Below are 22178 nucleotides of genomic sequence, written 5' to 3'. Positions count from 1 at the left end.
CGGGAAGGCACCTCGCGCGGAAAACCAGCGAGACGAGACGGTTCGGGCCGCAGTACGCTGGTCCCATGTGCGTGCACTACCTCTTCCTCTGATCCGTCGCGCGATCCGGTCAAGCCGCCGTGCGGCCGGTTCGTGCTGCCCCTCACCAGAAAGCAGGTTCACGCCCTCAGAGGACTCCCATGCGCCCTACCCGCCCCACCGCCTTCACCTCCACCGCTCTCACCTCCACCACGCCCGTCTCGCAGCTCGCCCTCAGCGACGTCTCGAAGGCGTACGGCGACCGCGTCGTCCTCGACCTGGTCTCGTTCACCCTGCGCCCCGGCGAGAAGGCCGCCGTCATCGGCGAGAACGGCTCCGGCAAGTCGACCCTCATGCGGCTGATCGCCGGGGCCGAGACACCCGACCACGGCCAGATCGTCCGCAGCTTCCCCGGCGGCGTCGGTCACCTCGCGCAGACCCTCGACCTCGGGCCGGACCTCACCGTGCAGGACGCCGTCGACGCCGCCCTGCACGAGCTACGGACCCTGGAGCGCCGGATCCGCACCGCCGAGGCCGCGCTCGCCGAAGCCGGGCCCGCCGAACTCGACGCGTACGGAGACCTGGTCACCGCCTACGAGGCCCGCGACGGCTACTCGGCCGACGCCCGGACCGACGCGGCCCTGCACGGCCTCGGCATCGGACACGTCGGCCGCGAACGGACCCTCGGTTCGCTATCCGGCGGCGAGCAGTCCCGGCTCGCCCTCGCCTGTGTACTCGGCGCGGCCCCGGAACTGCTGCTGCTGGACGAGCCGACCAACCACCTCGACGAACCAGCCGTGGCGTGGCTGGCGGAGCGACTCCGCGCACACCGGGGCACGTTGGTCGTCATCACGCACGACCGCGCGTTCGTGGAAGCCGTGGCGACGACCGTGCTGGAGGTCGACCGCGATCTGCGGACCGTCACGCGGTACGGGGACGGCTGGGCGGGCTACCGGACCGCCCGGGCCGCGGCCCGCCGGGCGCGCGAGCAGCGTCACCAGGAGTACCTCGGGGAAGTCACCCGGACGCGGAGTCTCGTCGAGGCCGCCGGGCACCGCCTGGCCGCCTCGGGCAAGGACCCCAAGCAGGGCTTCGGAAAGCACCGCCGCTCGCACGAGGCCAAGTTGTCCGGGCAGGTCAGAGCAGCCCGACGGCATCTGGACCAACTGCTGCGCGAACCGGTCGCGGAGCCGCCCGAGCCGCTGCGGTTCACCGCGCGGATCGACGAGGACGGCGGGACCCTGCCGGAGGACACGGCCTTCGTGGCGGAACTGGCCGACGTCCGGGTCGGCGGGCGTCTGGCCGTACCGGAGCTGGCGATCGGGCAGGGGGCCCGGCTGCTGGTCTCGGGTCCGAACGGGGCCGGCAAGTCCACGCTGCTGCGGGTGCTCGCCGGTGAACTCGCCCCGGACCGGGGCACGGTGCGGTGCGGGACGTCCGTCGGCTACCTCCCGCAGGAGGTCGCCTTCAACCCGGGCCGGCACCCGCTGCTGCACGGCTTCGCGGCCGGACGTCCCGGCGACCCGGAGGAGTACGCCGACGAGCTCCTCGGCCTCGGGCTGTTCCGCGCGGAGGATCTGCACGTGCCCGTGGCCGCGCTCTCGGTCGGCCAGCGCCGCCGGCTGGAACTGGCCCGGCTCGTGACGCGCCCCGCCGGACTGCTCGTATTGGACGAGCCGACCAACCACGTGTCCCCGGCGCTGGTCGAGGAACTGGAGGAGGCTCTGGCCGCCTTCCGGGGCGCGGTGGTCGCGGTCTCCCACGACCGCCGCTTCCGCTCCGCCTTCACCGGCCCCGGACTGGAGCTCTGCGCGGGCTCCCCGGTGGCGGGCTCGGTACGACACGTCTAGGGCGTGTCTTTCGGATCTTGCCGGGGCCGGTGAAGGCGGCGGCCCGGTGGTTCCCCGGCGCGCGTTGCCCCAGGCCCAGCCGACGGGTTGTCCCGGCATGACGTCGTCACCTCCCGGGACCCCGGCCCAGCACGCCGGCCCGGTGCCCGCCGACCAGGTTGGGCCCATGGCTCTCCACGACCACTGGGAGCGGCTGTCCATGAGCGACCGGACAGCGTTCCTCGCCCGACGCGCTGCGGCGGGACGCTGGCCGTACGGGGCGCAGGAAGGTTGGCAGCGCGGTCGGCCATGGCAGCCGATGCGACCGCTGGTCATCGCCCACCGCGACTACGAGGCGCTGGGTGGGGTGGCGGAGCGGCTGTTGCGGCTGGCCGTCGACAGCTGCCGCAGGCGTGCCACCACGGTGGGCGAGCTGCGGGAGGTGATGCACGACCGGTGCCCGCAGCGGCTGCTGACCCCCGCCGGGCCGCTGGAGCACGACGAGGTACTGCGCGTCGCCCGGCCCGATGTCCTGGTGTGCCAGGGTGTCCCGAAATTCCTGGAGCTGAACATCTCGGCCACGATCTACGGGATTCCGGCGCTGGACCGCATGGCCGAGGCCTACGCCCGGTTGTGGGCCGGCGCCGCCCTGACCGTCCCCGCCCCGATCCTGGCGGCCCGCTCGGCCCTGCTGGCCGCGCTGATGTCCCGGCGGAGCGGCCCTGGCCGCCGCCTGCTCGTGCCGACCTGGCGCAGCGGCTTCGGGCAGGCTGCGAAGCTCGGCAACCGGCGCGCACTGCGTGCCTACCTGCGACCGACCGTCGAATCCGCCACGAGCGCAGGACTGGACGTCGTGGTGGAGGACCTCAGCCGGTTGCGCACCGATGGCCACGGACGTCTGTACGCGGGGAATGCACGTGTCGACATGGTCCTCAACTGGTTCCACACCTGGATGATCACAGGTGACTCGGGTGGCGTGGAGGCGATCGCCACTGCGCTGGCCGCGGGCACGGTGGAGTTGTTCCTGCCGGAGTCGATGCGGCTGCTGCGCAGCAAGCAGGTCCTGGCCTGGCTTTACGAGGACCTCGACCTGCTGTCCGCCGAGGACCGCTCACTGGTCCTCTCTCACGTCCCCTGGACCGCCTGGGCCGGGCCCCGGCAGCCGTGCGAAGACCGGGACGCCGTCGTACGCCGCGCGCTGCGGGAGCGGGAGAACCTGGTCCTCAAGCCCGCGAACGAAGGCAGCGGCCGTGGAGTGGTGTTCGGCACCGACCTCGACGACCACAGCTGGCGCACCCTCGTCACCGAGAGCGCCCGGCAGCAGACCGTCGTGGTCCAACAGCGCGTGGAGAGCGACAGCGTCTGGATGCCGTTCCCCGACCCTTCGTCCGGCGCACAGTGCGACCTCCGGCTTCCGTACGTGCTCTCCCCGTTCCTCGTCGGCGGCCGGAACTGCGGAGCGCTGGTCCGCCACGCCGGGCCGGACCGCACCGGCAGCCGGGTGATCAACCTCGGTGCTGGTGCGGTGGCCAACACCACGCTCCTCACAGAGCGGACTCCGGACCACGGCCCGTCGGCAACCCGACGCCGGTGACAACTACCGCTCGATCTGCTGCGCTTCAGCGATTGGTCAGGGCGCGGTCGAGGAGGGGGAGCAGGCGGTCCCAGTGGCGCTGCAGTGCGGAGGGGTTGAAGGCGTCGGTGTCGGCCATGGTGAAGCCGTGGATGGTGCCGGGGTATATCTCGCAGGTGTAGCCGACACCTGCGGCGTCCAGGGCTTGGTTGAGCTCGCTGATGCCCTCGGGCGACATGTCGTTTTCGGCGAGGCCGACGTGGACTTGGGCCGTGAGCTTGGGGACGAGGCGGTGCGGGCTGTCGGGCGCATCGGTGACGAGGGGGCTGGGGTGGAATCCGGCGACGGCGGCCACCTGGTCGGGGTGGGCCGCTGCGGTGCGCATCGCCAAGCCGGCGCCCATGCAATAGCCGATCGCGGCGACCGGTCCGGCGCTGACCTCGGGCTGGGTGGTGAGGAACCTGAGGTAGGCGTCGGCGTCGCGCAGGGCGCGTTCGGTGGTGTGCGCCTCGACCAACGGCATCAACTGGGCGAAGACCGCGGGCCGGACCTCTTCTCCGATGTGCTCGGGAAGTTCGATCACCGGCGCCGGGCCGTGCCGGTAGTAGAGGTTGGGGACGAGGACGTAGTAGCCGTGCTCGGCCAGTTCGCGGGCCATCTCCCTCAGCACGGGCCGCACGCCGAAGGCGTCCGGGTACAGCAGCACCCCCGGGTGCCGCTCGCCACGGTCGGGGAAGGCGGCGAAAGCGTCTGCCTGGCCGTCCGTGGTGGGAATCTGCAGTGTCTTGGTGGGCAAGATCTTCCTTTCCTTTGACTGATGCCAGTACACAGCCTCTCGCCGAAGGGACCAACTCATATACCCAGAGGCCCAGTTCGGAGCACCCGCCTCCGCATTCCGACGGACGACCCCGTTGCTCAACCGAAGATCGCCAAGCAGTAGGCTCGTTCCGCAACACGACGCGAAGGGGAGTTCAGTGGCGCGGGTTGCGGTCATCGGTGGGGGTATCAGTGGGCTGGGTACGGCGCTCATGCTTGGCCGGCGGGGCCACACGGTCACGTTGTTCGAGCAGGACGCGCGGCAGGCCGGAGAGGACCTGAACGGGGACTTCTTCCACTGGACCAGGCCCCGGGTCCCGCAGGCCATCCAGCCCCACTCCTTCCTCGCACCCGTGCGCACCGTGTTGCGCACCGAGACCCCTGATGTTTACGAGGACCTACTGGCGCGCGGAGCCCGGGAGTACCACGACTTCGACTGGTTCGGCGAACATCCGCCGCATCGGGCCGGTGATGAGGACCTGGTGACCCTGCGCACCCGCCGCATCGTGCTGGAGGCCGCCCTGGCCGCGGCGGTGCGGCGGGAACGCACCGTCGATGTGCGGCAAGGCTGCCGGGTGGGCGTCCTCACCCTCGGGGCGGGCCGCCCCGCCCGGGTCACCGGCGTACAGGTGGGCGCCGAAACCCACCAGGCGGACCTCGTCGTCGATGCGTCCGGTCGGCGCTCGCCGGTTCCCGCCTGGCTGATCGCGGCCGGCTGCCGCCCGCCCCTGGTCGACAGCCACCGCACCGGGATCGCTTATCTGTGCCGCTGGTACCGACTGCGGGCCGACGGCCCGCGTGACCCGGGACGGGTGAAGACCGGCTCGGCCGCGCCGTTCGCGCTCGCCGGCGTCTTCCCTTCCGACAACGACACCTTCGCGCTGCACCTGGTGCTCTCCACGGCTGATCCGACCCGCGGCGCGCTCACCGACCCCGCCGTGTTCGAGGCCGCCGCCCGCCGCTTCCCCGCCACCGCCGCCTGGCTCGACCTGGCCCCCGAACCACAGTCGGCCGTCCTGGCGATGGCCGGTCTGGACAACCGCTGGACCGCCCTCGCCGACGATGACGGACCCATCGTCGCCGGCTTGGTCAACGCCGGGGACAGCCTGATCCACACCAACCCCACCTCGGGCCATGGCGCGGCCCTCGGCCTGCGCGCCGCCCAGCACATCGCCACCCATGCCGACCAGATCGCCGCGGACCCCGTCTGCTACCACACCTGGACGGCGCAGGCCCTCCGCCCGTTGTTCGACGCCCAGGTGACGGCCGACCGCGCCAACGAGCAACGTCTCGCCGAGAGCGCACCCCTCTCAGACCGGCGGGCTGCCGCCCTGGGCGCCTGCGCCTTCGACGATCCCGTCGTCATGAGAGCCCGAGCCCAGGTACGCCATCTCCTGCGACCGGCCCCCGACGCGTACGGCACCGACGAAGTGGACCGACACGTCACCGCCTGGCTGGCTGCCCGCCCGGACTTCTCGCCACAGCACGACGGCCCGACCCGAGACCAGTGGGATGCCCTCATCCCAGTCTGAGCGCTGCGGCGGGAACGTGCCTACGCTGGGAAGAGGCTCACAGGGAAAGCAGCCGGCGCCATCTCGGAGACCGCTCGGATGAGGTGAAGCCATGACGACGAAGCGCATGGCGGAATTGCGCTCAGGTAATCGCATCCCCGTCATTGCCACGGTTTCCGCCGTTGCCGCCGCGTGTCTGCTGTCCGGGTACACGGATCCTGCCACGAGGGCGTTTCCCACAACGGTTGTTCCGGTTGCTGCCGGCTCGCAAGACGATTCCTGCCAGACCTCGCTTCCGGACAGTTTCTGGCGTGCACCCGTGGATACGCTTCCCGTGCACGCGCGCTCCGCCCAGTACGTCTCCTCGATCGGGTCCACTGAGCCCCTGCACCCGGACTTCGGGTCGGGGCTCGTCGACGGCGAGCCTTTCGGCATCCCCATCACCGTCTCGGACGCGACGGTGCCGGAGTCGAAGGTCACCCTGGACTACGCCGAGGAAAGCGACACGTCCGGGTACCGGATCCCGCAGAATGCCAAGATCGAGAACGGTCCGGCGAGCGAGGGGGACCGGCACGTCGTCGTCTGGGACCGCGCCCTGTGCAAGTCCTACGAGCTCTGGAACGCGAAGCCGCAAGGCGGCAACGCCTGGCACGCCGGCTCGGGCGCGGTCTTCGACCTGCGGACCCACGAACTGCGGCCCGACGGGTGGACGTCGGCCGATGCCGCCGGCCTTGCCGTCCTCCCCGGTCTGGTGCGCTACGACGAGGCCGCAGCCGGGCGGATCGACCACGCAATCCGCATGACCGTGCCTCGCTCGGACCAAAGCTACGTCTGGCCCGCAAGGCACCAGGCGGGCTCCGCGGCGGACGAGTCGCTGCCTCCCATGGGACTGCGGCTGCGGCTCAAGAGCTCGGTGGACACCTCGAAGCTGACCCCGCAGGCCAAGGCCGTGGCCGAAGCGCTCAAGAAGTACGGCGCCATCGTCGCGGACAACGGCTCGGCCTGGTACATCACCGGTGAGGAAAACCCCGGTTGGGACAATTCTCAGCTCGACGCGCTCAAGGGCTTCAAGGGATCGGACTTCGAGGCGGTCGACGCATCCGGACTCCAACAGTCGCCGGACTCGGGAGCCGTTGCACCAAAGTGACCCGCGGGACACGAGAGAACGTGACCGGCCCGCGTTCGGACACGACGCCCGGTACCCGGTACCCGACCGCGCGACGGGCGCTACTTCTGCAGCGCCCGCACCGCCTGCTGCTCCAGGTCCAGGCAGCGGTCCACGCGTTCCGCACACGCGTCGAAGAGCGCCCGCCGCCCCTCGGCGCCGGCATCCGGATCGGCGTCCCGGGCCAGCACGGCCAGCTCCGACCAGTGCCGGGCGGACTCTCTGAACAGTGCGGCAGCCTCCGGGCGCCCGACAAGCTCGAGGAAGTCCGCGTACAGCGGCCTGGTGGCGCCCGGAGCGGTCCACTCCTGCTCCAGGCAGGCGTACAGCCGCCCGGTGCCGGCACTGAACGCCTCGGGCGAGCTGCCGAACCGGCGCTCCCAGCCCACCTGCGTGGTGCTGTCGCGCAGCTGCGCGGCGAACTTCTCCATCCCGGTGAAGCCGAAGTTCACGTCGAACTTGTTCCCCAGAACCGGCCCGGTGAGGTGCGTGACGGTGGAGGCGATCGCCCCTGCCACATCCGGCTCCCCCTCGGGCGGCCCGGTGGGGACGATCAGCTGGTGGCGGCCCTTGCGGTGCGCGGTCCAGGCAGCACCGAACTCCTCGCGGTCGATCCGGTACGGCGTCTCGGCACCGTCCTCGATCAGCAGGTCGTCGCCGTCGTAGCCGGCGATGACAACCGTGTACGGGTCGGCGCCCGTCATCTCGGCGTCCGGGTCGGCCTCGTGCCAGGGCAGCGAGGAACGGTCGACCACGCAGAAGGCCGGCTGCCCCTCGTCGAGCGCGGCACGGACCCTGCCCCAGCGGGGCTTCATCGCGCGCGTGGCGTCGTACGGGACCCCCAGGCGGCCGAGCGCGACCTGCACCCAGGGCTCGGGGTGGGCCTGGGCCACGATCGTGACGATGGGCAGCCGGCCCTCGTACTCGAACACGAAATACATGAAGCCGATGCCCCCGGCGAGGCCGGCCACGAGCTCCTCGTCGTGGACGCTGCCCAAGGCGTGCCGAATAAGGGAGGCCTCGCGGTGGCGTCCGGTGCCGAAGTCGTCGTACACGAGCACAGTCATGCGGTCAGCCTAGCCGCGGAAACCACGGCGCCCGCGCGCCCTCCGCCGGCCGCTCCCTCGAACCCGGGCTCGACGACCACCGATGCCTACGCCACGGGACCGAGGTCGCCTTCGACGACGGTCCGGGTGATCGGGGGCCGGTCCCAGAGGGCGAGGAGTTCGTTGGCGAGGTCCGCGACGGCCAGGGGGTCCGCGTCGTGGCGTATCTCGATGGCGGCCGCCGCCAGGCTGCGCGGGACGGCTTGGGCATCGAGGAGGACGCGCCAGTCCTGCGGCCCGAGCTCCAGGTACTCCAGTCCGGTCAGCCCGGCGATCTCCTATGGGTCGGCGAGGGTCCGCCAGCTGGGCGGCTCGGCCCAGCGGCGGCAACCGTCGCTCCAGAGGCACGCTCCAGCCCCCTGGCCGATACGGCCCGCCACGCGACCGCCCGGGACGGCCCGGCGCTCCGTATGGCTCGCCCGTAGGAGCCGCAGTACGGGCTCCCAGGTCGCGAACTCGTGTATCGAGGGAGTGGGGTTCCGCTGATCATCCATGCTCCGACCGTATGCGGGGCCACTGACACCGAATGCGGCTTCCGTCGTAGGCTGAATCCCGCACGCGAATGGACAGGAGACTGAGGTGGCCGAGACGGCGTTGGCCGAGGTGATGGCCGAGCTGGCCGGGCTCGAGGACCCGAAGGCCCGCGCGGTGAACGAGAAGCACGGTGACGATCACGGTGTGAACCTGAGCAAGCTGCGCGCGCTCGCGAAGCGGCTGAAGACGCAGCAGGAACTGGCGCGCCGGCTCTGGGAGACGGATGACACCGCGGCGAGACTGCTGGCGCTCCTGATCTGCCGCCCGAAGGCGTTCGAGCGTGACGAGTTGGACGTCATGTTGCGCGAGGCGCGCACACCCAAGGTGCACGACTGGCTCGTGAACTACGTGGTGAAGAAGAACCCGCACTGCGAAGAGCTGCGCCTGACCTGGTCCGCCGATCCGGATCCCGTGGTCGCGAGTGCCGGCTGGGCGCTGACCACCGAACGCGTGGCGAAGAAGCCCGAGGACCTCGACCTCGAAGGACTGCTCGACGTCATCGAGGCGGAGATGAAAGACGCCCCGGATCGCCTGCAGTGGGCGATGAACCACTGCCTTGCCCAGATCGGGATCGAGCACGCCGAGCACCGCGCCCGCGCAATCGACATCGGTGAGCGCCTTCAGGTACTCAAGGACTACCCGACCTCCCCGGGCTGCACGTCTCCGTTCGCGCCCACCTGGATCACCGAGATGGTGCGCCGACAGCACGACGCGACGCCGGCCTGACCGAGCGGCGTCCCGGGCAGGGGCAGCCGCAGGCGTCCGACTGCGCCGGGCCGGGGCATCAGGATCCGGGCAGGTAGCGGCCGAGGAGTGCGTCGAGACCGGCGGCCAGTTGCTCCTCCCCGCCGCGGACGGCCAGGGCCGGGCCCAGCGACCGGAGCAGCGGAAAGTCCTTGACCGGGAGGCGGTGCAGGCCGAGCCGGAAGGCCGGATCGGGTTCGTCGGGGTTGTCCACGACCTCGCGCAGCTCGATGACGATGTAACCCAGTACCCAGGAGATGAACGCCCGATAGATCTTGAGTGTGGTCTCCTCATCCAGCCCTGCCGTGTGCAGGAGGGCGAGCACACGTTCGTGGGCGCGTAGCACTGCGGGGGGCCTGCGGGCCATGGGGACCGTGAAGGGCCGTACGGCGACCAGCGGAATCACGTGAGGGTGAGCGAGAGCCACCCTGTACATCGCCCGCGCGATGCCCAGGAGCGCCTCGCGCCAAGGGAGCGCGGCCTCGTCGCGCAGGATGGAGACGGCGGACGCGGCGCTGTCCAGCTCCTGCTCAAGCTCGATGAACAGGTTCTCGACCAGACCGTCCAGCAGATCGTCCTTGCTGGGTGTGTACCGGTAGAGGGCCATGGTCTCCACACCGAGTTCGCCGGCCACCCGGCGCATGCTCAGACCATCGAGCCCCTCGTCGTCCACCACGCGGAGCGCTGCTTCGAGGACGCGCTGGCGGCTGAGCGGACTGCGGGCAGTCATGGCCGCACCTCCGGAGTTCCGGCTCCGGGCCCGGCCCCGCCTTGACGACGGCATTGCGCGGGTGGAGCCTGTATACGTACAGCATAAACGGATGGCGTCCGTATACGCCCTAAGCATGGTTTTTCACACCGTGCTCTGTGATCGTCCAAGCAAGTGAGTGGTCGCCATGCGACACACGAGTACGTCCCCCTTGTCACATCGCCTTTCCTGCACCGGCCCCTGCTTGGCCCCGCTGTCCCCGGACGCGCTGGCCCAGCTCTATTGCGACTATCTGCAGCTGCTGGATTCGGGGCGGCTGCCGAGTTACACCACCTTCGAGGACTACTACTACACCTGGCGCTCCACCCGGCGAGCGGAAAGGCTCGTCGGCCTCGACGACGGCGCCGTGCGCGTCGAACCGACTGCGGAGCGGCAATTGATCACGAGGCCCGACAAGCAGCTCAGGGGTGTCGTCAATACCCTCGTGCTGCTGGTCGACTTTCCCGACAAGCCACACGAGCCGAGCCACAGCCCGGGCCACTACGAGCAGCTGTTGTTCAGCACGAACTCCTTGCCGACCGGCAGCATGCGGGAGTTCTACCGCAAGATCAGCAGCTTCGATGCGTTCGGCGACGAAGGCATCGACATCCAGGGCGAGGTCCACGGCTGGTTCCGGCTGCCACAACCGCATTCCTTCTACGCCGACGGCAACTCGGGGCAGGGCAGGTTCCCCCGCAACTCGCAGGGCATGGCCCGGGACGCGGTGAAGCTGGCCAAGGCCGAGGGCATCGACTTCAGACCGTTCGACGCGATGGACGAGAACACGGTCACTGCGCTGTTCATCGTGCACGCGGGATCCGGAGCCGAGAGGACCAGGAGCCGCGACGACATCTGGAGCCTCAAGTGGGGCGTGCCAGGAGGTATCGCCGTGGGCCCGGGCCTGGCCGTGGAGACGTTCCTCACGGTGCCGGAGGACTGCGCGATGGGCTTGTGCGCCCACGAGTGGGGCCACTTGGCCGCCCGCTGGGCCGACTACTACGACACGGGTCGGCTGCAGGCGACCAAATCCAGCGGCCTGGGCAACTACTGCCTGATGGCGGCGGGCAATTGGGGCAACTTCGGCCTCACACCGGTGTTCCCCAACGGCATGCTGCGCATGTTCCACGGCTGGGCCTCTCCGAAGCGCATCACGAAGACCAGCAAGGACGTGGTGCTGCGGCCGGCCGCGGAGGGCGGTGACATGCTCTTCATCCAGAACGCGGACACGATGACGGAGACTCAGTACATCCTCGTCGAGTACCGGCGCCGCCGAGGACAGGACGCGTTCCTGCCGGACGCCGGTATCTCGGTCTACACGGTCGACGAAGCGATTCCGAATGTGGACGAGGAGGACCGTCTCGCGATCGAGCTGCTGCAGGCCGACGGCAGACGCGACCTGGGCGCGATCTTCGGCCGGGGCAACCGGGGCGACTCCACCGACCTGTATCCGTCCCTGGAGAACAGGTCCATCGGCAAATCGACGACTCCGGCACTCGACCTGCCGGATGGGAGATGGTCCGGCGTCACCGTCGAGGTCGAGGGCAACCCCGACGACGACGAGATGGCCGTCGATATCCACATGGAGTGAGATCGGCCGATCGCCGGTACTTCCGGTCGGATCCTGTCGTCCTCCGCGCCGCCCGTCGGCGCGGAGGACGGCACGCCTGGTGCGGCGTACGCTCGTCGGTAGGCTGCTCGTGGTGGACGTCGTTGAGGTGGGCAGGGCTCACCGGCGGCGAGCCGGACCCGGACCAGACCGCGGGAGGGTCCATGACCGCGCTCGGTGACCTGATCGAGATCGACAACGGGACCGTGCTGGTCCTCGGGCAGGAACTGGACGTCGAGCACGATCAGCCCGACGTCGCCAACGCCCTCGTACACCGGGTCGGCGACACCCTGGTGCTCGTCGACACCGGCGTCACCGCGACCTTCCGAGCGGCACTGCGGGAGGCGGCCGACCGGGTCGGGCACTGGTCCCGGGCACTGGTGCTGACCACGCACGGCCATCTTGACCACGTCGGCAACAACGACCTGGCCGACGAGCTGGGTGTGCCGGTCGAGCACTACGTCCCCGCCCTCGACCTCGACCAGATGCGGGACCCGGCGTCGTACTGGGTGCGGTCCTTCGACCGGATCGCCGGGTTGGCGCCGCTGCCCGCGTCGCCCGCACTGGCCGGCCAGGTGGTGTCGCTCTTCCAGCCGATGCGGCCCTTCGGCGCGACGACCCGGACCTACGAGGAACGGCCGCTGGAGCGGATTCGGATCGGCTCGCTTCGGTTCACCGGCTGGACCTTCGCCAACGGCGCGGTCCGCGTGCTGCGCAGCCAGGGCCACTGCGCCGGGCACGTGATCGTGCACCTGAGGGAATGCGGCGTCCTCCACCTGTCCGACGAGGGCAACGGACCCTGCGGTGCGATGGCTGACGCCGACCAGCTCAAGATCCAGACCGTACTGGGCGCCGTCGCTCTCCTCTTCGAGGAGGGAGAAGCCGCGCTCCTCACCGACGGGCACACCTTCGCCGTTCGCCGTGGCACTGAGGTGGCATCATACCTGGACGGGCTGCTGGAGCAGGCAACCGCCCTGCAGGCTGCGGCACTCGGTCTGACCGGGGAAAGCAGGCAGGTTCGGCCGGGCGCGTTCACCACCCGCTATGCGGAAGCCATCGCTGAACTGGGGGTCGGTGGCGCCAACCCGAACAGGATGTTCACCGCCATGATGGCGGTCAACCAGCTCCGCGAGCTCGGGCTACGGCCGGAGTCCGGCGGCGTCAACGCGCCTTGGTCCCGGCCCGCGTTCCAAAACCCCGCGCCGATCCCCCCGCGGCCTGGCTCCGCTGCCCGCGACCGCGGCAGTCACGATGCCCCGCTGGAGGCTGAGGGCAGGGACCGCTGAACCCTGGCGGCGTCTCGGCCACGGCACTTGGGGGTGTGACCTTCGGCCGCGGCGCTCGTTCACCGGCAGTGAGGAAGATCATCACCGTCGCAGCGCGGGGCACGCGCATCTCGACGGCGCCGCTGCCGGAACGAGGGACCGCCAGGCCGGCTGAACCATTACGGCTGATCCGCGCCGTCTGTATCGCAACCTTGGCCCTGCTGCTTACGAGCTGCGCCGATCACCCGACCGCGTCCCCACATCGTGGGATCCCGGCCGGCGAACAGGCCCAGGACGACCTCATCAAGTCCGCGCAGCTTGTGCTCGCCACCCGCTGTCTTTCCGGGCAGGGGCTGACCATGCCATCCCCGCGGGAACGCCCGCAGGCCACCACCGCAGAGGACAAGCGGTTCCGAGCCGCCTATTTCGGCACTGACCCCCGCGAGCTGGCCCTCACGCTCCCCACCGGGTACACGGTCACCGCCAACACGGATGGCTGCCTCGCCAACGCGCAGCGCGTCCTCTACGGCGATCAGAAGCGGTGGTTCGAGGCCGAAGTGGTCGTCAACAACCTGCGCGCGGAAGCGCAGGCCCGGATGGCGACCGACCCCGATCACCGCGCCGCGACGGCCCGCTGGAAGCGCTGCGCCGGAAACCCGTCCGGAGCACGCCCGGACCACCCGGACCACCCGGACCCTGCCGTCACCGACCGCTGCAACCGTGAGAGCGGCCTGGCGGAGGTCGAATCCCGCCTGGAGCCCACCCTGCTGGCCAAGGTGCGTACCGAGCGGCGCGAGCAACTGGCCGCCCACCGGCAGCTGCGGACGATCGCCCTGCGGCGCGCCGCCGACCTGACCTCCGCCGCAAAGGCCCCTAGGGGCCCAGCCGGAGAACCGAACGACCACCGATCTGAAACCGACCCCACCGAAAGGCGCCACCCCTCATGACCATGCAACGCATCATCACGTCCGCCGCCGCGGCGCTCCTCGCCATGACCGGAGCCCTGACGGTGGCCACTGCGGCCGGCGCGGCCGACTGCCCCAGCGGACATTTCTGCGCCTGGACGGACGCCAATTATGGCGGCCAGCGCGCCAACTGGTCCGGCGATGACGGCTGGTGGGAGAGCTTCATCGCCGACGAGGACTCCTCATGGGCCAACCACGGCATTTCCGGTCCGGGTGTCAAGGACCACGTCAAGGTGTACTCCGCGGCACACCAGGGCGGCCACATGACCATCTGCCTGACCCCTGGCCAGGAAGTCGGTTACAACGGAGCCGCCAACGACAACGGCGACTCCCACACCTGGTCGATGAGCTGCTGAACCAAGCCCCGTCCCGGCAATTGATCCCACCGATGCGGCAGAACAGCACGCAGACCTTCTGATCTGCAAGATCCACCTAGCCGGCGAGGGCGGCCGGTGCCCACGCACCCGCGCCCTCGCCGCAATCCGGATACGGCTCCGCTCGCGGACGCGCCGAACTACCGGCCGAGCTCGTAGTCGAACCAGATCCGGTGAGTGCCATCGGCGTCGACCGCGACACCGCCGCTCCCGGTGATCCCGGCTCCGAGACCGTCATCCCGGTCTCGGCCGCCGCCTGGGCGAGGGCGTCCACGAGCGCTCGGGCGGCGACCTTTCCCCGCGGATCGAGGGCCTTCTTGCGGGCGACGAGCTGCTCACCGGTGCGCCAGTCCCGACCGTCCATCAGCGCACGCGCGGCGGCCGGTTCAACACGCTCACCGGCGACCAGCCCCAACTCGCCGAGGCCGCTGCCGATCCACCGCAGGGTGCTCTCCCCGGCGAGCCGTTACTCGACCTGAGCATCCTCGGCCCGGTCGCATCCGCAGTCCTCGCTCAGCCGGTCGGCGACCTGCTCGGGGGCGTAGGTTATGTCCGACACGCCCAGAGGCCCTCGACTTTTGTCCGCGGACAAAAGTCGAGGGCCTCTGTTGTCAACGACAGCGTGAGATGCCTGACCGAGATGCAGCCTGTCTCGCCAGGACCGTGCACGGGGCATGACGCACCGCGTCAACACCCCGTTCTGCGGTTGTCCCGCCACGTTGGCCGAGCCGGCAGCTTCTTCACCGGGCTGCGTGCTCCGAAAGAATCCGCTGACACGCTCGCACCCGGTGCGCGACCTCAGCATCCAAGGCCGACAGCTCGCTGAGGTAGTGCTGAAGGTCTGCGAGAGTGCCCTGGTCCGAGATGCGTGAGAGAACCAGCTCAGTTACCTCCGAGACACTGTCCTCCTGCTCGAACATGAGAACGCGGATCAAGGTGAAGACCAGAGGAGTGTCGTCGGCCGCTACACCCCCAGGGTGGTCGATCAGTTCCGCCCACCGCTCCCTTGTCTCATCGATTCCTGACCGGATTGTGTCGAGCATCGCCTTCTCGAAGAGACATTCGGTGTCGTCGGGATCCGCGGCCAGCACTCGCTCAAGATCATTACCGGCCTGTACGTAGTCCCCCATTTGACGAGCAGTGATAGCGCGTTCTTGGAGTGCCAACGCGTTGGTGGGATCCAGGTCGAGCGCGGCAGTGAAGTCGGCTACGGCCTCGCCGTGTTGGCCGGATTGCCGGTGGATAATGCCGCGGTGTGTGAGCACGGAGACGTCTGTGGAATCCCGGTCGAGTGCTGCTGTGACGTCGGTGATGGCCTCGCCGAAGTGGCCGAGTGCCACATAGGCCATGGCCCGTTGCACACGTGCCGGCACGAGCGTGGGCACCTGATTGATAGCCGCGGTGAAGTCGACGATGGCCTCGTCATGACGGCTGTTCTCCTGATGCACGAACCCGCGTGTCACCAGCGCCAGGGGGTTGTCCGGGTTCAGGTCGAGTGCTGCGGTGACGTCGGTGATGGCCTCGTCGAAGTGGCCGAGTGCCGCATGGGCTATGGCCCGTTGGGTGAATGCCCGCGCAAGCGTAGGGTTCTGGTTGAGAGCCGCGGTGAAGTCGATGACGGCCTCGTCGCAGCGATCTGCCTCCCGGTGTGCGATTCCGCGTTCGACGAGTGGCCATGTCTCGGTAGGGTCCAGGTCGAGCGAGGCCGTGAGGTCGGTGATGGCCTCTTCATAGCGGTCAGCCTGACGGTGAGCCTGTCCACGGGAGCCCAAGGCCCAAGCATCGGTGGGGTCCAGCGCGAGCGCGGCAGTGAAGTCGGAGACAGCCTCTTCATAACGCTCGGCCTGCCGATGGGCTTCACCTCGTTGGTTGTAGGCCATGGCCAAGGTGGGGTCCAAGTCGAGCGCGGCGGTGAGGTCGGTAACGGCCTCCTCGTAGTGGCCGGACTGCCTGTGCGCCATTCCGCGGGAGACGAGTGCCAAGGAGTTGGTTGGTACCAGGTCGAGCGCGGCAGTGAAGTCCGTGACGGCCTCGTCGAATTGGCCGCACCCCCCGTATGAGATTCCGCGTTGCACCAGGACCAAGGCGTCTGTGGGGTCCAGGGCCAGTGCGGCGGTGAAGTCCCTGATGGCCTCTTCGTCATGGTCGGCGTCCCAGTGTGCCTTTCCGCGCAAGACAAGGGCCCTGGCCAGTGTGGGGTCCATGTCGAGTGCGGCGGTGAAGTCCGTGATGGCCTTCGCATAGCGGCCGGCCTGGTGCTGCGCGGTCCCACGTGAGACGAGTAGCCCGGCGTTGGTGGGGTCCAGGTCGAGCGCGGCAGTGAAGTCGGTGACAGCCTCTTCGTATCTGCCAAACTCACGGTGTGTGATACCGCGCGAGGTCAGCGCCCATGAGCTGCTGGGGTCTAGGGCGAGCGCGGTCGTGAAGTCGGTGATGGCCTCATCCCTGCGATTGGCCTTTAGATGGGCAATTCCGCGTTGGATGAGGATCAGGGTGCTGGTGGGGTCCGAGTCGAGCGCGGCAGTGAAGTCGGTGATGGCCTCGTCGCAACGATCTGCCTCCCGGTGTGCGATTCCGCGGTGGGTCATGGCCACCGTGTTGGTGGGGTTCTGGTCGAGTACGGCCGTGAGGTCGGTAATGGCCTCGTCGTCGTGGCCTGCGTCCCGGTGTGCCATGCCACGTACGACGAGTGGCCATGTCTCGGTCGGGTCCAGTTCGAGTGCAGCCGTCAGGTCGGTGATGGCCTCCTCGAAGCGGTCGGCCTGCCAACGAGCCTGACCACGGGAGCCCAGGGCCCAGGCGTCCGTGGGATCCAGCGCGAGCGCGGCGGTGAATTCGGCGATGGCCTCGTCGTAGCGCTCGGCCTGCCGATGGGCTTCACCGCGTTGGCTGTGAGCCCAGGACAGGGTGGGGTCCAGGTCGAGTGCGGCGGTGAGGTCGGTGATGGCCTCGTCGTAGTGCTCGGCCTCCCGGTGGGCTTCACCCCGGGTGAGGAGCGCCCAGGCGTAGGCCGGGTCGAGGGTGAGCGCGGTGGAAAGGTCGCCGATGGCCTGCTCGGAGTGGCCCAGCCAGCGGTGGGAGTCTCCCCGGTAGGCCCAGGCACGACTGTTGCCAGGATCGAGGCCGAGAGCACGGTCGAGTTCTGCCAAGGCCTCCTCATCGCGGTCCTCGAGGTAGAAGTGTCGACCGCGGTATGTATGAGCCCATGCCCGTGCAACGGTACTGAGACGGCCATCGGTGAGCAGCGCTGTCAGAGAGGCCATGGCGGGCTCATCACCTGAGACCGCGTCCTGAAGACGCCGTGCCCACGACACGAGGTCGGGATCTGCCGTGTCTCGCGCTGCCTGATCAAGGGCATCGGCCCACTGCCGCAGAGCGGCCGTATCCCGCCCAGCCGCATGGACAGCCTCGTCCAGGGCTGACGGCAGATGAGCAGCGGGCTGTGCGCAGAGCCGATGGTAGGTCTCGTCAACGTGGTGCCGACGCCACCTGGCGTCACTCCACCGCTTCCCTTCGGGTAGACCTTGCTCGGCAGCGGCGCGCCAACCAGCGTGAGCCTCGGCCAGTTGAAGATGTGCCGCAACCCAGCGCTGCGGCGATCGGGTGCGTTGCTGACGGACCATGCTGGCGCGCACCACGGCGTGGTACTGCTTGAAGTCCCCACGGCCGGTGACAAAGGGTTGGTCACACAGCCACGACCACAGCCCTTGCGCCTCGGGAGGCACGGCGGCGACGAACACGTCCTCGTTCAGCTGCGGTACCAGCGCGCACGCCAGGACCGCCTCGCGTTGCTGCGTGCTGGTGATCCACTGCACGAACCGGTCGACAGCCGCATCCACCACGTCCCCGCCAGCGTCCACGTCTCCGGCAGCTGCGGGTTTGGTGAGCGCGAAGAGTTCCACCAGGAGGGGCAGCCCCATCGACAGCTGCCACACTGCCTCCGCCACCTTTGGCTCGGTCACGCCTCTCGCGGCCAGCAGCGCCCTCGTCTCGGCCTCGTCGAATTCCTCCAGCGGTACGTCGGCCACCTGTGCCCGCAGCTCGGCCCAATCCCGTTCCCGAAGCTCGTCCCGCCCTGCCATCACCACGATCACGTTGGCCGGCAGCGACCCGAAGGCATCGCTCAGTAGCTCTCGAAGCCATTCGTCCAGGTAGCGTCCGGTCTGCTCCCACGTGTCGAGGAAGAGCACCACCCACGGGTACCGGTCGCACAGCCGGCCCACCTCGGAGACGAACGCACGACTCACACCAACCGCATCACCGCCGCGTGTGCGACGGCTCCGGCCCCGCACACCCGCGCGCAGGCGGTCCAGTCCCTGAGCGGCGGTGTCCGGGTTCGCCATGGCGGTCATCACCCCGGCGCCCGGGATGAGCGACACGGCACCCAGCGCGGCTTGCGACACCAGCCGACTGGACACCGATGCCCCGCCTTCCGCCGGGTCCACACCCTCAACCGGCATCGGCTCGGCAGCCGCTTCCTGCTCGCGGCGGTACTGCTCGGCGGCTCGATCGAACTCCTTGAAGGGCCCGGACTCTTCCGCCAACTGCCGCGCCAGCTCCACCAGAGCCTGCTGCACGCCGTGAACGTCGTTCTCGTCCACCACTGCGGTGACCGCCCCGGCTGCTCGCGCGGCCTGCTGCCACTGCCGTACAAGGGTGCTCTTGCCGACCCCGCCCACTCCGCGCACATGGAACAGGAACTCCGCCGCCTCCGGATCCTTCGTCAGGTTCTCTGCGAACAGGGATAACTGAGCCCGCCGACCCACGAACTGCGACCGCGATCGCTGTCGAATCAGCTCGCCTCGCGACCGGCTCCGCTGCCCCGACCCTGCCATGTGCACCCCCCGGCTCGGCCTGCCACGCTCGTCGCTTCAGGCTCCAATTGCTTGCCAGCAGTATCGCTGCACGCCGACGGCTTCCAGTGGGCATCTCCGGTATCCGCTACGAGCTCTGATCGGGACCCGGCTTCTGAACGGGGACCAGTGGTGGTAGCGGCCGTTCGAGGTCGATGTGCGCGTGGGCAGGAGCGGGTGGCCCCGGCCCGCGCACGCGCGTCAGGCCACCGCGCCGGCGACTCCGGTGCGGCCGTCGGGGACGCCGACGATCGTCACGATGACCTGCTTGCGGACGGCCTCGCCGAGCACGTCGGCCAGTGCGTCGGTGGTGGTGGCGACTAGGCGGGCGGGAGCGTCCGGGACCTCGGGCAGGTGATACGCGGCCTCGCGCATGCTGAGGGTGACGAGAGGTGCATCATTGTCGGTCGGGTTGCCGCCGATGCCCCGGCGGTGCTGCGGGATGCCGATCAGGTCCACCCCGACGAGGCGGCGGAACTCCTTGCCGTAGACGGCGCCGACCGCGTCGGTCAGGGCGCTGATCAGTTTCCGTTCTACCGTCCCGTCGAGGGTTTCTTCGCGGATGTGCACGGTGAAGTGCGGCATGGTGGCAACTCCGTTCACGTCGGTACGTATGATGGAGAGCGGCTAGCTTTGAAAACAAAGCAAAATACCTTTGAAGGCAAAGGTAACTGTGGAGGGGTGTGCGATGTCAAGGCCCAAGGCGCTCGACGCCGCGGACGGCGGCGAGAACGAGGTCGATGACGCCGTCCGGGCCCTGTTGCTGCTCATGCCGCGGATGGTGGGCCGGGTCAAGAAGATCCCCGTGCCCGAGGCGCTGCAGTCCTTCGCGCTGGCGCCGCGCCACCTCTCGCTGCTCTCCTACCTGCTCTTCGACGGGCCGATGACCGTGAACGAGCTGGCGGCCCGACTGCAGGTCGCGCCGACGACGGTGAGCCTGCTGGTCGGCGACCTGAGCCGGAAGGGGATCCTGGAACGGCGCGAGGACGAGGCGGACCGGCGTCGTCGGATCATCGGCATCGCGGCCGACCAGCAACCCGCGATCACCGCCTGGCTCGCCCCGGGTGCGGTCGCATGGCGCAAGGCGTTGGCCCCCCTGACCCCGGATCAGCGGCAGCTGTTCGTCGATACTTTGCTCGCGTACGAAGCCGCGGTCAGCGGCGAGGAACAAGGCTGAGGCGAGCCCACGGGCAGCGGATATCCAACGGGGGGACACGCTGCATTCACCGGGTGTCATGCGCCGCGGTGAGGGGGCGTCCTCCCCAGCGGATGCCCTGCTCGCTGCGGATGCGGGCGCGTTCGCGGCGCTGGGCGGCCGGTACGTCGCGGTGGCGGGCGTTGGTGTCGCGCCAGCGCAGGTAGCGGTGCGGGGCCCGGGTCTGCACCGTGTGGTTGGGGTGCTCGGAGTTGGCGAGGGTGAACTGCCGTAGCGGCCCGAAGTGCGCCTCGATCGGGCTGGCCAGGAGGCGTTGGTCGGCGTAAAGCACAGCTCGGCCTTGTTCTTCTTCGACCAGTGGCGGATCTTGGTTCCCTTGTGGGCGGAGAGGTTGCCCAGGATCACGCAGATCGGGGCGCCGTCCGGGCGGGCAGCGCGGATCGGCTTCAGTGCCGCCAGGGTGTTGGCCGCGCCTTTGCGGCGGCGGTTGACGCCCCACAGGGTGTCGTCGCCGATGGAGTAGCAGCCGTGGAAGTAGGTGACGCCTGGCGCAGCGCGTCCGCAGGGCTCAGCCCGCCTCCGGCCCGCCGCCCGGTACGCCTCCGCCGTGCGCCCGAGAGCGGTGAGGCGCTGCACCTGGACGTCGAGTTCCCAGGGCGGGATCTCGCCCCGAACCTTCTCCCGGTACTGGTCGGGGTACTGGTCGGGCTGCGAAGCGGCCTCGTGGGGCTCCGCACGGGCAGCCTCGTCGGGTACCGCGATGGGGGCAGCTGCTCTCCATCGTCGTGACGGACCGCTCGCCAACATCAAGACGGGCTGGTGGCGTTCCCGGCTCGCGCGGCGGCCGCCGCCTCCAGCAGGTGCCAGCCGTCGGTCTCCACCGCTCGCCGCTCCCCCGGCTGCCACCCACGGGCCAGCGCCACGTCGAGCAGGGCCCGGACGGCGCCCGGCTCGTGCAGGTTCAGGTCTGCGCCCTGGATGAAGCCCACGTCCCCGGAGCCCAAGGGTCCCCCGCTCGGGACGTACCGGCCGGGCCCGGCGGCAAAGACAATACGCAGCGGGCCGCCGGTGCCGGCCGGCTGCGGGAACAGGGTGAGCGTTTGGCGGCAGTCGACGGGCCGGCCGTCGTGGTCCCTTCGGTGGCTGTGGCGCATCGACCACATGTACACGCGCCCGTCGGCGACCAGGCGGCGGGGTTTCTTCAAATGGCGAGGCACCAGGCGAGGGTAAGCGGCCTCATCCACACGACGCCCCCCTATTTTGCGGTGATCAAACTTCCCTACGTCCTTCTCCGGGACTGGGCGATCGGCCGGGGCGACCCGCCCCCTTGCGGGGCGGTAGCCATACGAGAACAGGGCGTCTCGGAGCCCATCTTGACCTTGACGCGGCGGCAGGGTTTCTACTGAAAGCCATGCGGATCGGAGCGATCGCCGCGCTCGTCGGGGCGGTCCCCCTGGAGAGGACACACAAGATGGACACCACCACTGAGAAGAACCTGGCCCTGCTGCGCACTGCCTACAAAACGCTGGAGAGCGGCGATCTCGACGCGTGTGTCGAGATGCTGACGGAGAACTTCATTGCCAACGTCCCCGGGGTTCCCGACCCGTTGCACGGTCGGGAGACCTGGCGGCTGGGGGCTCGGGCCATGTTGGATGGATTCCCTGACCTGCAGATCGATGTCGAGGACGCGTTCGGCGTCGACGACAAGGTGGCAGTGCGGGTCCACTTCCGCGGAACGCACCGGGGCACCTTCCAAGGGTTCGCGGCGACGGACCGTCCGGTCAGCTTCCGGAGCATCGAGATCTACCGCATCGAGGGCGACAAGATCGCCGAGGAGTGGGTCGCTCCGGACATGATCAGCCTCATGCAGCAGATCTCGCCCGCGCCGGCCGGCCACTGACCCGGGCGTTCCTGG

The 22178-nt window shown here is 69.5% G+C and carries 17 protein-coding genes and 4 pseudogenes; 11 read left to right on the top strand and 10 right to left on the bottom strand.

Features of this window, described 5'->3' with window-relative positions:
* The first annotated feature begins 179 nt into the window (after positions 1–179).
* Both abc-f and JIW86_RS36915 read left to right on the top strand, forming a co-directional pair.
* Positions 180–1868, top strand: coding sequence for a ribosomal protection-like ABC-F family protein (abc-f, locus tag JIW86_RS36920; RefSeq protein WP_257558686.1), 1689 nt, complete (start codon positions 180–182; stop codon positions 1866–1868).
* A gap of 166 nt (positions 1869–2034) precedes the next feature.
* Positions 2035–3441, top strand: a complete 1407-nt coding sequence (locus tag JIW86_RS36915) for a hypothetical protein (RefSeq protein WP_257558684.1) — start codon at positions 2035–2037, stop codon at positions 3439–3441.
* Positions 3442–3466: 25 nt separating this feature from the next.
* Here JIW86_RS36915 and JIW86_RS36910 read toward each other — a convergent pair whose 3' ends face one another.
* Positions 3467–4216 carry a dienelactone hydrolase family protein gene (locus JIW86_RS36910; protein ID WP_257558683.1) on the bottom strand — a complete coding sequence of 250 codons (750 nt, stop codon included), beginning with the start codon at positions 4214–4216 and terminating at the stop codon, positions 3467–3469.
* 178 nt (positions 4217–4394) lie between these two features.
* Here JIW86_RS36910 and JIW86_RS36905 point away from each other — a divergent pair, with 178 nt between their 5' ends.
* Together JIW86_RS36905 and JIW86_RS36900 are read left to right on the top strand one after the other, a co-directional pair.
* A complete protein-coding gene (locus JIW86_RS36905) occupies positions 4395–5768 on the top strand; it encodes an FAD-dependent oxidoreductase (RefSeq protein WP_257558682.1) in 1374 nt (457 codons plus the stop codon).
* 91 nt (positions 5769–5859) lie between these two features.
* Positions 5860–6894 carry a hypothetical protein gene (locus JIW86_RS36900; RefSeq protein WP_257558681.1) on the top strand — a complete coding sequence of 345 codons (1035 nt, stop codon included), beginning with the start codon at positions 5860–5862 and terminating at the stop codon, positions 6892–6894.
* Positions 6895–6974: 80 nt separating this feature from the next.
* On the opposite strand, the gene JIW86_RS36895 is transcribed toward JIW86_RS36900, so the two are convergent.
* Entirely contained in the window at positions 6975–7979 is a 1005-nt protein-coding gene (locus JIW86_RS36895) for a BtrH N-terminal domain-containing protein (RefSeq protein ID WP_257558680.1), read from the bottom strand.
* 86 nt (positions 7980–8065) lie between these two features.
* A pseudogene (locus JIW86_RS36890) lies at positions 8066–8314 on the bottom strand (SMI1/KNR4 family protein); the annotation flags it as partial.
* A 310-nt stretch (positions 8315–8624) separates the two neighbouring features.
* Here JIW86_RS36890 and JIW86_RS36885 point away from each other — a divergent pair.
* Positions 8625–9278 (top strand): DNA alkylation repair protein, encoded by a 654-nt coding sequence (locus tag JIW86_RS36885; RefSeq protein ID WP_257559584.1) that lies wholly within the window; start codon positions 8625–8627, stop codon positions 9276–9278.
* A gap of 58 nt (positions 9279–9336) precedes the next feature.
* Here JIW86_RS36885 and JIW86_RS36880 read toward each other — a convergent pair whose 3' ends face one another.
* Positions 9337–10026, bottom strand: a complete 690-nt coding sequence (locus JIW86_RS36880) for a TetR/AcrR family transcriptional regulator (protein WP_257558679.1) — start codon at positions 10024–10026, stop codon at positions 9337–9339.
* 223 nt (positions 10027–10249) lie between these two features.
* On the opposite strand from JIW86_RS36880, the gene JIW86_RS36875 reads away from it, so the two are divergent.
* The 4 genes from JIW86_RS36875 (at position 10250) to JIW86_RS36860 (ending at position 14236) form a co-directional block, all read left to right on the top strand.
* Positions 10250–11632 carry a M6 family metalloprotease domain-containing protein gene (locus JIW86_RS36875; protein ID WP_257558678.1) on the top strand — a complete coding sequence of 461 codons (1383 nt, stop codon included), beginning with the start codon at positions 10250–10252 and terminating at the stop codon, positions 11630–11632.
* Positions 11633–11814: 182 nt separating this feature from the next.
* On the top strand, positions 11815–12936 hold the full coding sequence (locus tag JIW86_RS36870) for an MBL fold metallo-hydrolase (RefSeq protein ID WP_257558677.1): 1122 nt from the start codon (positions 11815–11817) through the stop codon (positions 12934–12936).
* Positions 12937–13274: 338 nt separating this feature from the next.
* Entirely contained in the window at positions 13275–13862 is a 588-nt protein-coding gene (locus tag JIW86_RS36865; protein WP_257558676.1) for a hypothetical protein, read from the top strand.
* Positions 13863–13864: 2 nt separating this feature from the next.
* Positions 13865–14236, top strand: coding sequence for a peptidase inhibitor family I36 protein (locus JIW86_RS36860; protein WP_406368725.1), 372 nt, complete (start codon positions 13865–13867; stop codon positions 14234–14236).
* 158 nt (positions 14237–14394) lie between these two features.
* On the opposite strand, the pseudogene JIW86_RS36855 reads toward JIW86_RS36860, so the two are convergent.
* From JIW86_RS36855 to JIW86_RS36840, 4 genes and pseudogenes are all read right to left on the bottom strand, one after another.
* Positions 14395–14478, bottom strand: a pseudogene (locus tag JIW86_RS36855) (DUF3224 domain-containing protein); the annotation flags it as partial.
* A gap of 56 nt (positions 14479–14534) precedes the next feature.
* Positions 14535–14669: pseudogene (locus tag JIW86_RS36850) on the bottom strand (hypothetical protein); the annotation flags it as partial.
* Between the two features lie 325 nt (positions 14670–14994).
* A complete protein-coding gene (locus JIW86_RS36845) occupies positions 14995–19089 on the bottom strand; it encodes a tetratricopeptide repeat protein (RefSeq protein ID WP_257558674.1) in 4095 nt (1364 codons plus the stop codon).
* 219 nt (positions 19090–19308) lie between these two features.
* Positions 19309–19692, bottom strand: coding sequence for a hypothetical protein (locus tag JIW86_RS36840; RefSeq protein WP_257558673.1), 384 nt, complete (start codon positions 19690–19692; stop codon positions 19309–19311).
* A gap of 103 nt (positions 19693–19795) precedes the next feature.
* Here JIW86_RS36840 and JIW86_RS36835 point away from each other — a divergent pair, with 103 nt between their 5' ends.
* Entirely contained in the window at positions 19796–20284 is a 489-nt protein-coding gene (locus tag JIW86_RS36835) for a MarR family winged helix-turn-helix transcriptional regulator (protein WP_257558672.1), read from the top strand.
* Between the two features lie 46 nt (positions 20285–20330).
* On the opposite strand, the pseudogene JIW86_RS36830 reads toward JIW86_RS36835, so the two are convergent.
* Positions 20331–20809 (bottom strand): annotated as a pseudogene (locus JIW86_RS36830) (transposase); the annotation flags it as partial.
* A gap of 260 nt (positions 20810–21069) precedes the next feature.
* Complete coding sequence (locus JIW86_RS36825) at positions 21070–21480, bottom strand: hypothetical protein (RefSeq protein ID WP_257558671.1); 411 nt, start codon at positions 21478–21480, stop codon at positions 21070–21072.
* A gap of 194 nt (positions 21481–21674) precedes the next feature.
* On the opposite strand from JIW86_RS36825, the gene JIW86_RS36820 reads away from it, so the two are divergent.
* Positions 21675–22163 (top strand): ester cyclase, encoded by a 489-nt coding sequence (locus JIW86_RS36820; RefSeq protein WP_257558670.1) that lies wholly within the window; start codon positions 21675–21677, stop codon positions 22161–22163.
* Positions 22164–22178: the final 15 nt, after the last annotated feature.

The organism is Streptomyces sp. NBC_00162 (genome assembly GCF_024611995.1).
Taxonomy (GTDB): Bacteria; Actinomycetota; Actinomycetes; order Streptomycetales; family Streptomycetaceae; genus Streptomyces.
Note: the sequence above shows the minus strand (reverse complement) of the source record. Positions and strands in the feature narration are given on the sequence as shown.